This window comes from Aeromonas finlandensis (genome assembly GCF_000764645.1).
Lineage (GTDB): Bacteria > Pseudomonadota > Gammaproteobacteria > Enterobacterales > Aeromonadaceae > Aeromonas > Aeromonas finlandensis.
This window is the reverse complement of the sequence record NZ_JRGK01000245.1, coordinates 1-700: the sequence shown is the minus strand read 5'-3', so window position 1 is coordinate 700 and position 700 is coordinate 1. Positions and strand designations below refer to the sequence as shown.

The 700-nt window shown below is 31.6% G+C and carries 1 protein-coding gene; it reads right to left on the bottom strand.

What is annotated here, in order from left to right:
• A partial coding sequence (locus LD28_RS22490; protein ID WP_206538761.1) for a CDP-glycerol glycerophosphotransferase family protein occupies positions 1–700 on the bottom strand: 700 nt, incomplete at both ends.

Here is a 700-nt window from a genome sequence, read left to right as displayed (position 1 = left end):
CCCTGTAACAGCGACTTCCTCTTTGTCAAAACCGAATTGACGACAAACTAGATTTTTTTCAAAGTCAGAACTTACAATAAATTTATCTGGCAATTCATGACGTTTTTCCATGGAATTCTTATCATAGTATCCAGTTGCTCTATTAAGAGCAAAGATACCATGCTGCAGAAAAATTTTTCTTTTATGATTGTGCTCTTCAGCAACCCGTTGCCATTGGTGGAAAACATCTCTCATGCTATCACTAAATACATAGGTCGATGCTCTATTGAAAACAATAAAGTGTTTTAAACTACCATATTTAATTACATTAGAAAGGCCATCTAGATTTGTTTTTGTTTTTGCTTTACGATCTATCACATAATAGTATTCTTTACTCCCTTTATATTTCGCAGTATCTTTAACATGAGTAAATAAATGGTAACTTGAGTCATTTGCTGTTTTCCCTAGCCGTTCACCGACAAGGACAATATTATTGTCCTCTTTGTAAAAATTTTTGCAAATGGTCTTGGAGAGATTATATTTAACTTTCCATGCTGCATTTATACATGATGACTTGATTTTGTTTTTTATTTTCCTAATCTGACTTTTTATTTTTTTATTTTTTATACTGTGATAGTCATTGATTATATCTTGATCGCGTTTAATCAATCCTTTTTTGATGCATGAATATTTTAACTTACCATTCATAACCCTATGAGCC